The sequence below is a fragment of the Actinoplanes sp. M2I2 genome, assembly GCF_023544445.1.
In the GTDB taxonomy this organism is placed as follows: domain Bacteria; phylum Actinomycetota; class Actinomycetes; order Mycobacteriales; family Micromonosporaceae; genus Actinoplanes.
In genome coordinates this window covers 376870-384950 of record NZ_JALPVJ010000010.1, presented here as the reverse complement: position 1 = coordinate 384950, position 8081 = coordinate 376870, and the positions used below count along the sequence as shown (strand labels likewise).

Genomic DNA, 8081 nt, shown 5'->3' with positions numbered 1-8081 from the left:
CGCGCCGGCATGCCGCCCACCGGGCCCGGCCGCCCGGGCGCCGCGCCCGCCGGTCCGGCCGGCGCCCAGGCCGCGCGCCGCCCGTCGGCCGGTGGGCGGATCGAGATCCTGGCCATCGGCTCCTCGACCGGCGGCCCCGACGCGCTCACCAAGGTGCTGACCGGCATTCCGGCCGATTTCCCGGTGCCCATCGTCATCACCCAGCACATGCCGCCCGTCTTCACCAAGATGTTCGCCGAACGGCTCGACCGGAGCACGCCGCTGCACGTGGTCGAGGCCGGCGACGGGATGGAACTGACTCCCGGCTGGGCCTATGTCGCGCCGGGCGACCAGCACCTCGTCCTGCACCGCCGGGGCACCGCCACCCTGACCCAGCTCAGCGGCGCGCCCCCGGAGAACTCCTGCCGCCCGGCCGTGGACGTCATGTTCCGGTCCGTGGCAGCGCTGTACCGCGGATCGGCCTACGCCGCCGTGCTGACCGGAATGGGACACGACGGACGGGGTGGTGCGAAAGTGCTGAGAGACGCGGGCGCCGAGGTGCTGGCACAGGATGAGGCCACCTCGGTGGTGTGGGGCATGCCGGGCGCTGTCGTCGGGGCGGGGCTGGCGGACGAGATCCTGCCGCTCGAGCGGATCGCCGCGCACCTGGTCAGCCGGATCAAGACCGGCCGATCGGCGGCGGTGGCCCGATGACGCTGACCCAGTCCGAGTTCGTCTTCGTCTCGCAACTGGTGCGGCGGGAAGCCTCGATCGTGCTCGCCCCGGGCAAGGAGTACCTGGTCGAAGCCCGGCTCATCCCCGTGGCCCGGGCAGTCGGGGCGGCCGGGGTGAGCGAGTTCCTGGCCGACCTGCAGCGCCGGCCCGACCCGGCCAAGCAACGCCGGATCATCGACGCGCTGACCACCAACGAGACGTCCTGGTTCCGCGACCGGGAGCCGTTCGCGGCCCTCAACGACGTCGTCCTGCCCGAGCTGATCAAGTCGCGCTCGGCCACGCGCAAGATTCGGGTGTGGTCGGCCGCGAGCTCCAGCGGTCAGGAGGCGTACAGCCTGGCCATCACGATGCAGGAGAAGCTGCCGCCGGGCTGGAGCTACGACATCATGGGCACCGACATCTCGACCGAGATGGTCAAGCGGGCCGAGACCGGTGAGTACAGCCAGGTCGAGATCAACCGCGGTCTGCCCGCCGCGCAGCTGGTGCAGTACTTCGAGCGGGCCGGCGCGCACTGGCGGATCAACGCGGCGCTGCGCCGCAACGTGTCGTTCCGGCTCATGAACCTGACCACGCCGCTGCCGGCGATGCAGCCGTTCGACGTGATCTTCCTGCGCAATGTCCTGATCTATTTCGACGTCGCCACCAAGCGGACCGTCCTGCAGAACGTGGCGAAGCTCCTGCGCCCGGACGGCTGGCTGTTCCTGGGCGCGGCCGAGACCACGATCGGGATCGACGACAACTACGAGCGGGTGGCCGCCGGCCGCACCTCCGCCTATCGAGTCCGCACCGGGACGCCCGCGGGCGCCCCGAGAAGGGGATGACGCCGATGCGCGCCATGGTGATCGACGATTCCCGCGCGATGCGCATGATCCTCAAACGTATCGTCACGAAGCTGAATTTCGAGGCGGTGGAGGCGGGCGACGGCAAGGAGGCGGTCGATCTGCTGACCGCGATGACCGAGGTGCCGGAGCTGGCCCTCATCGACTGGAACATGCCGAACATGAACGGGCTCGAGTTCGTCATGCACGTCCGGGCCGACCCACGCCTGCGCGAGATGACGCTGGTCATGGTCACCACCGAGAGCGAACAGAGCCAGATCGTCCGGGCACTCGCCGCGGGCGCGCACGAATACGTGATCAAACCCTTCACCGAAGGGGCCATGATCGAAAAACTGGCCCTCCTGGGCCTCGTCCCGACCGGAGCGAACTCATGAGCGTCGAAGTCGAGGTCAACGAGAACGACCTCGCCGAGATGGTGGAGCAGGTGTGGGAGTCGTATCTGGATCCCGAAGGCGTGAGCCCTCTGATCCCGACCTACGACGAGAACCAGCCTTCCGAGGTGCACTCCTCCGTCTGTATCACCGGTTCCTGGACCGGGCACGTCGTCTACGCGTCCTCGACGCGGGCCGCCCGCCGGGCCGCCGGGGCCTTCCTGGCCATGGAGCCGGACGAGGTGAGCGAGGAGGACATGTCCGATGTGCTCGGCGAACTCGCCAACATCATCGGCGGCAACGTCAAGGCGATGCTGCCACCCGGCGCGTTTCTCTCGCTGCCGCAGGTGGTGCTCGCACCCGAGACGACGGCCCGCTATCCGAGCGCCAGCCGGATCAGCGGGGTCTACGGGCTCTGGGACGAGGAACCGGTGTCCATCTCCATGTGGCACAGCCGCGGCGACACCAGCAGCACCACCAACACCACCAACAACAACAAGGAGGGCGCGGAATGAAGATTCTCATCGCTGACGACAGCCGGGTGATGCGGCAGATCGTGATCCGCACCCTGCGTCAGGCCGGGTTCGGCGATCACGACCTGATCGAGGCGGCCAACGGGCGCGAAGCGCTCGACATGACCCAGTCGGAGAGTCCCGACCTGGTGCTGTCCGACTGGAACATGCCCGAGCTGACCGGCATCGAGGTGCTGCGGCACCTGCGCGCGGCCGGCAACGACGTCAAGTTCGGATTCGTGACGTCCGAGAGCACGCCGGAGATGAAGGAACAGGCCGAGTCGGCCGGCGCGCTGTTTTTCATCGTGAAGCCGTTCTCGGCTGATCGATTCGATGAGGTATTCGCTCCTATTCTGGGATGATTACGACATGTCCGACGTCTCGGTTCTTCCTGGCACTCCGGCCGTTCGCAACCTCTTCGAGGATCTGCTCGGCCGGGAGGTGACCGTCAGCCCCGGGGAGCCCATCAGCGCAGATGAGATTCCCACCTCGACGGTCGCGATCTTCACCGACTCCGCGCAGAAGGTCTACGCCGTCCTCGGCATGGACCTCAAACTGGCCGCCAACGCCGGCGCCGCGCTCGGCCTGCTGCCGGCCGGCGCTGCCGAGGACAGCATCGACGAGAAGCAGCTGTTCCCGAATCTCGCCGAGAACGTCGGCGAGCTCTGCAACGTGCTGACCAGCCTGCTCAACCGGGAGGGGAGCCCGCACATCAAGCTCTACCAGGTCGTCTATCCCGGTGAGCCGCTGCCCGGCGACGCCCGGGCCCATCTGATGGCGCTCGGTCGCCGAGTCGACCTCCTCGTCGAGGTCAACCGGTACGGCAAGGGGAAGTTCAGCCTCTCCCTCGCACCGTGACCTCAGTTCTCCGCAAAGTTCGGGTCTGCCCTGGTGGCAGGCCCGTTCTTTTTTGGTTCTAAGCAAATCGCCGATCCGGTCGAACCTGAGTACGAGCCTGCTAACGGACGGGAGCACTCCATGACCTCGCCGATTCCCGGATTTTCCGGTGCCAGTGCCGCAGCCGCCGCCACCGGCGCCACCGGTACGGAGAAGGAGAAGAGCAAGACCCTCGGCGATCGGGACACCTTCCTCAAGCTCCTGGTGGCCCAGCTGAAGTACCAGGACCCCAGCAAGCCGGCCGACTCGACCCAGTTCCTGGCCCAGACGGCCCAGTTCACCCAGGTCGAGAAGCTCGAAGGCATCGCCGACATGCTCAAGGGTCAGCAGTTGATCACTGCCAGCTCGCTGGTCGGCAAGACCGTGGAGTTCATGGACCCCTCGGGCGCCCGGAGCACCGGCGTCATCTCGGCGGCCAAGCTCAACGGCGACAGCGAACCGATGCTTCGGATCGGGACCACGGAAGTGCCGCTGTCCAAGGTCACGGAAGTCCAGGAGATCAAGCCGGACGCGACCGACGCGAAGCCCAAGCCGTAACCCTCAACCGCTGTAGTCCTCAACCGCAAAGGATCCATTCATGCTGCGTTCCCTCTACTCCGGCATCAGTGGCCTGCACGCGCATCAGCAGATGATGGACGTGACCGGTAACAACATCGCCAACGTCAACACCGTCGGCTACAAGGCGAGCTCGGTCCAGTTCCAGGACACCCTGAGCCAGATGACCGCCGCGGCCGGCGCCCCGCAGAACGGCGGCGCCGGCACGAACCCGGGCCAGGTCGGCCTCGGTGTGCGCAACGCCGGCATCACGTCGAACTTCAGCCAGGGCTCGGCCCAGACCACCGGCAAGGCCGGCGACATGATGATCCAGGGCGACGGCTTCTTCATGACCCGCCGGGGCAACGAGGAGCTCTACAGCCGGGCCGGGTCGTTCTTCTTCGACGCCAACGGCACGCTGGCGACGGCGACCGGTGATCCGGTCCAGGGGTGGACGGCCGACGAGAGTGGCGTGGTGAACCCGGCCGCCAAGCCGGGCGACATCAAGATGCCGCTGGGCAAGAGCATCGCGCCGGTGGCGACGAGCACGGTCGAGATCAAGGGAAACCTGACCAACGACCTGCCCGAGGATGTCACCGACCCGACCACCATCCCGGCCATCGAGATCCCGTTCAAGGCTTTCGACAAGACCGGCAATCCGATCAGCCTGTCGGCCAAATTCTCCCGGACCACCGCAGACCCGGAGGCCTCGCTTCAGGAATGGACCGTGACTCTGACGAAGTCGGGTGATGCCGGGCCCGCTACGCCGGTCACCGCGACCATCCAGTTCCAGGACGGTAAGCCCGTCGCCACGCCGCCGGCGACGAAGGCGACATTGTCGTTCACCGGGGCCGCCACGATCGACCCGAACCTGAGTGACACGTTCACCTTCGACGCCGGGGACATGACGATGTACCACGGCCTCACCGAGGCCCGGGTCTCGGACTCGAACGGCAACGCGGCCGGCACGCTGGCCTCGCTGTCGTACACGGTGTCGGACACCGGGCAGATCATCGGCGCCTTCAGCAACGGCCAGAAGAAGGTGCTCGGCCAGGTCGCCCTGGCCACGTTCAAGAACGTCAACGGTCTGGAGAAGACCGGCGACTCGCAGTGGCGGGCCACCGTGAACTCCGGTCTGGCCCAGGTCGGCCAGCCCACCAGCGCGGGGCTCGGCCAGGTGATCAGCGGCGCCCTCGAGATGTCGAACGTCGACCTGGCCCAGGAGTTCACCAACCTGGTCGTGGCCCAGCGTGGCTTCCAGGCCAACTCCCGCATCATCACGACCTCCGACGAGATGCTCCAGGAGCTCGTCAGCATGAAGCGCTAGCCGTAACAGCAGTCCGGCCGCCGGCCGGGACAGGTGCCTTCGCGCCTGTCCCGGCCGGTGCCGTTTTCCGGAAAGTCTGCACCCGTACGGCCACCGGTTGGATCTCATCGGCAACCGGGATCAGGCCGAAACACATATCGAAGGGCCACGGACGGCCCGCCAGCCAGGACCACACCACCACCCAAGGACGGATGTTAGTGATCCTCGTAACCCGCATCAACGGTGCCGTGTTCGCCCTGAATCCGGACCTGGTCGAGCGTGTCGAGTGCACGCCCGACACGGTCATCACGCTGGTGGACGGCACCAAGTACGTCATTGCCGAGTCCGTGCCCGAGTTCATCGACTCAGTGCGGCACTACCGCGCCTCACTGATCGCCCAGGCAAGTCGCCTCGAGGCCGAGCCCACCAACACCCACTCCTCCGCCACGTCGTCCGACGACGACAACGACGCTAAGGTGCTCCCGCTGCACCGGAATGGACGCTGATGGACATCTCAACCATCGTCGGTGTAGTCGCCGGCCTCATCATCATCTTCACGGTCCAGATCCTCGAGGGCGGTTCGCCGGCCTCCATCATCCTGATCCCCTCGATGCTGCTGGTGTTCGGCGGCGCGTTCGCCGCCGGTATGGCCGGTGGCGTGCTGAAGGACGCGACCGGCGCCGGCAAGACGCTCCAGAAGGCGTTCCTCGCCAAGGTCGTCCCGCCCACCAAGCTGGTCGACGAGGTCGTCAAGCTGGCCGAGCGGGCCCGCCGCGAGGGTCTGCTGGCCCTCGAGGACGCGGTCAAGACGGTCGAGCACCCGTTCCTCAAGCGCGGTCTGCAGCTGGCCATCGACGGCACCGACCCCGACGAGCTGCACGACATCCTGCACGCCGAGATCGCGGCCAAGAAGAAGGCCGACAAGGCGAGCACCAAGCTCTTCGAGAACATGGGCGGCTACGCCCCGACGATCGGCATCATCGGCACGGTCATGGGCCTCGTGCACGTGCTCGAGAACCTGAACAAGCCCGAGACGCTCGGCCACTCGATCGCCGCCGCGTTCGTCGCGACCCTGTGGGGCGTGCTCAGCGCCAACGTCGTCTGGCTGCCCGTCGCCGCTCGTCTCACCCGCCTCAGCGCGATCGAGGCCGAGGAGATGGAGCTGGTCATCGACGGTGTCCTCGCCATCCAGGCCGGCTCGAACCCGCGTCTGGTCGCCCAGAAGCTCCGCAGCCTCCTCCCTCCGGACGAGGCCAAGAAGGCCGAGACGGCCGCGACCACGAAGAAGGCGGCGTAAAGCATGAGTTCCGGCGGCGGCAAGCGCAAGCAGCGCCATGAGGAGCACGAGGAGCACGTCAATCACGAGCGCTGGCTCGTGTCGTACGCCGACATGCTCACCCTGCTGTTCGTTCTCTTCGTGGTCCTGTACTCGATGAGTGACGTCAACATGAAGAAGTTCGCCCAGCTGGCGTCCGGCTTCTCGTCCGGGTTCGGCGCCCAGAGCGTCGCCTTCCAGGGCCAGACCGGCCCGATGGACGGCTCCGGCAACAGCGCGCAGATCGTGAAGATCGACCCGGGCGCCAACCCGGGCGACGGCAAGGCCGGCTCGGGCAGCATGACGTCCGAGCAGCAGGAGGCGGTCAAGGCCGCGATGGCGGCCGAGAGCCGGCAGGAGGCCTCCAAGAACGCTCAGGCCGCGGCCAAGGAGGCCGAAGACCTGAAGAAGGTCGAGAACAAGATCTCCGACGCGCTCGCCAAGGAGAAGCTGCTCGGCTCGGTCAAGTTCACGATCGACCGGCGTGGTCTGGTCGTCACCGTCCTGACCAACGAGGTCGTCTTCGCCGGCAACCGGGCCGACCTGCAGCCCGGCGGCAAGAAGATCCTCGACGCGGTCGCCCCGACGCTGGCCAAGCTGCCCAACCGCATCGAGGTCGACGGCAACACCAACCAGCTCAAGGCCAAGACCACGTTCTACCCGAGCGGCTGGGAGCTCTCCGCGGCCCGCGCCTCGACCACGGTGCGCTACCTGGTCGCCCGGGGCCTGGCCAAGGACCGCATGAGCGCCGTCGGCTTCTCCGACACCAAGCCGCTGATCGACCCGTCCGACCCGCGGTCGATCACCATGAACCGCCGCGTCGACGTGGTCGTCCTGACCACGCTGACCGCCGACCAGGCCGCGCTGCTGCCGGCCGCGTCCGGCGCCGACAGCAAGCTGCACACCGGCGAGACCTCGGCCAAGGCCGCCGAGGCCGCCAAGGCCGCTCAGGAGTCCGGCACTTCCGCCGAAAGCACCACCGAGTCCGGCACCACCACCACTGACAACTCGCACGACTGAAGGGGGAGCTCCCGATGAGCAAGGACGAGACGACCACCGCGGCCGAGACGCCGAAGAAGTCCAAGAAGATGCTGATGATCATCGTGATCGCCGCAGTCGTGCTGCTCGGCGGTGGAGGCGCCGGCGCGTTCTTCATGCTGAAGGGCGACAGCGCCGAGGCGGCGGCCCCCGAGAAGGGCGCGGTCACCGCGATCGACGAGGCGCTGACGATCAACCTGGCCGACGGCCACTACCTCAAGCTGGGCTTCTCGCTGCAGCAGACGGCCGACGCCGGCACCGAGGAGGTCGACGTGAGCGAGGCGCTCGAGCTGGCGATCGACGAGTACACCGGCAAGTCGGTCGCCGAGCTCTCCACCGAGAAGGGCCGCGAGGAGGCCAAGGCCGACCTGACCAGCAAGATCGTCAAGGCCTACACCGAGCACGACAAGAAGATGGTGATGGGGATCTACTACACCCAGTTCGTCACCCAGTAACCGAATAGGTCAGATTAGCTCGGGCGGGCGGGTTCACTCCGGTGAACCCGCCCAATCGTCTGTAAGCGGATAAAAACGCCCCTCCGGCTCAGCCGTTCCG

12 protein-coding genes are annotated in these 8081 nt (G+C 67.2%); all 12 read left to right on the top strand.

The genetic code is table 11. From position 1 onward, the window contains the following. Nucleotides 1-693: CheB methylesterase domain-containing protein (locus tag HJC40_RS23015; RefSeq protein ID WP_250003437.1), on the top strand; the 693-nt coding region annotated here is incomplete at its 5' end. Continuing rightward, on the top strand, nt 690-1535 hold the full coding sequence (locus HJC40_RS23010) for a protein-glutamate O-methyltransferase CheR (protein WP_250003436.1): 846 nt from the start codon (nt 690-692) through the stop codon (nt 1533-1535). The genes HJC40_RS23015 and HJC40_RS23010, both read left to right, overlap by 4 nt. 5 nt (nt 1536-1540) lie before the next feature. After that, a complete protein-coding gene (locus tag HJC40_RS23005) occupies nt 1541-1927 on the top strand; it encodes a response regulator (protein ID WP_250003435.1) in 387 nt (128 codons plus the stop codon). Then, nucleotides 1924-2439 (top strand): chemotaxis protein CheX, encoded by a 516-nt coding sequence (locus HJC40_RS23000; protein ID WP_250003434.1) that lies wholly within the window; start codon nt 1924-1926, stop codon nt 2437-2439. The genes HJC40_RS23005 and HJC40_RS23000 overlap by 4 nt, the downstream gene beginning before the upstream one ends. Continuing rightward, the gene (locus HJC40_RS22995) at nt 2436-2798 is read left to right on the top strand and encodes a response regulator (protein WP_284043546.1); all 363 of its coding nucleotides are present in this window, start codon (nt 2436-2438) and stop codon (nt 2796-2798) included. The genes HJC40_RS23000 and HJC40_RS22995 overlap by 4 nt, the downstream gene beginning before the upstream one ends. A gap of 7 nt (nt 2799-2805) precedes the next feature. Beyond that, nucleotides 2806-3294, top strand: a complete 489-nt coding sequence (locus tag HJC40_RS22990; RefSeq protein ID WP_250003432.1) for a hypothetical protein — start codon at nt 2806-2808, stop codon at nt 3292-3294. Between the two features lie 120 nt (nt 3295-3414). Then, nucleotides 3415-3870, top strand: coding sequence for a flagellar hook assembly protein FlgD (locus HJC40_RS22985; RefSeq protein ID WP_250003431.1), 456 nt, complete (start codon nt 3415-3417; stop codon nt 3868-3870). A 40-nt stretch (nt 3871-3910) separates the two neighbouring features. Next, a complete protein-coding gene (locus HJC40_RS22980; protein WP_250003429.1) occupies nt 3911-5194 on the top strand; it encodes a flagellar hook protein FlgE in 1284 nt (427 codons plus the stop codon). Nucleotides 5195-5385: 191 nt separating this feature from the next. Further along, nucleotides 5386-5679 carry a flagellar FlbD family protein gene (locus HJC40_RS22975; RefSeq protein ID WP_250003426.1) on the top strand — a complete coding sequence of 98 codons (294 nt, stop codon included), beginning with the start codon at nt 5386-5388 and terminating at the stop codon, nt 5677-5679. Beyond that, nucleotides 5679-6470, top strand: coding sequence for a flagellar motor protein (locus HJC40_RS22970; protein WP_250003424.1), 792 nt, complete (start codon nt 5679-5681; stop codon nt 6468-6470). Before HJC40_RS22975 ends, HJC40_RS22970 begins: the two co-directional genes overlap by 1 nt. 3 nt (nt 6471-6473) lie before the next feature. After that, a complete protein-coding gene (locus tag HJC40_RS22965) occupies nt 6474-7508 on the top strand; it encodes a flagellar motor protein MotB (protein WP_250003422.1) in 1035 nt (344 codons plus the stop codon). A gap of 14 nt (nt 7509-7522) precedes the next feature. Further along, the gene (gene fliL, locus HJC40_RS22960) at nt 7523-7981 is read left to right on the top strand and encodes a flagellar basal body-associated protein FliL (protein ID WP_250003420.1); all 459 of its coding nucleotides are present in this window, start codon (nt 7523-7525) and stop codon (nt 7979-7981) included. The last annotated feature ends 100 nt before the right edge of the window (nt 7982-8081 follow it).

Bases quoted from the DNA above. Each gene is read 5' to 3' on its own strand.
- HJC40_RS23010 (WP_250003436.1), top strand. From the start codon at position 690: ATGACGCTGACCCAGTCCGAGTTCGTCTTCGTCTCGCAACTGGTGCGG.
- HJC40_RS23005 (WP_250003435.1), top strand. From the start codon at position 1,541: ATGCGCGCCATGGTGATCGACGATTCCCGCGCGATGCGCATGATCCTC.
- HJC40_RS23000 (WP_250003434.1), top strand. From the start codon at position 1,924: ATGAGCGTCGAAGTCGAGGTCAACGAGAACGACCTCGCCGAGATGGTG.
- HJC40_RS22995 (WP_284043546.1), top strand. From the start codon at position 2,436: ATGAAGATTCTCATCGCTGACGACAGCCGGGTGATGCGGCAGATCGTG.
- HJC40_RS22990 (WP_250003432.1), top strand. From the start codon at position 2,806: ATGTCCGACGTCTCGGTTCTTCCTGGCACTCCGGCCGTTCGCAACCTC.
- HJC40_RS22985 (WP_250003431.1), top strand. From the start codon at position 3,415: ATGACCTCGCCGATTCCCGGATTTTCCGGTGCCAGTGCCGCAGCCGCC.
- HJC40_RS22980 (WP_250003429.1), top strand. From the start codon at position 3,911: ATGCTGCGTTCCCTCTACTCCGGCATCAGTGGCCTGCACGCGCATCAG.
- HJC40_RS22975 (WP_250003426.1), top strand. From the start codon at position 5,386: ATGTTAGTGATCCTCGTAACCCGCATCAACGGTGCCGTGTTCGCCCTG.
- HJC40_RS22970 (WP_250003424.1), top strand. From the start codon at position 5,679: ATGGACATCTCAACCATCGTCGGTGTAGTCGCCGGCCTCATCATCATC.
- HJC40_RS22965 (WP_250003422.1), top strand. From the start codon at position 6,474: ATGAGTTCCGGCGGCGGCAAGCGCAAGCAGCGCCATGAGGAGCACGAG.
- fliL (WP_250003420.1), top strand. From the start codon at position 7,523: ATGAGCAAGGACGAGACGACCACCGCGGCCGAGACGCCGAAGAAGTCC.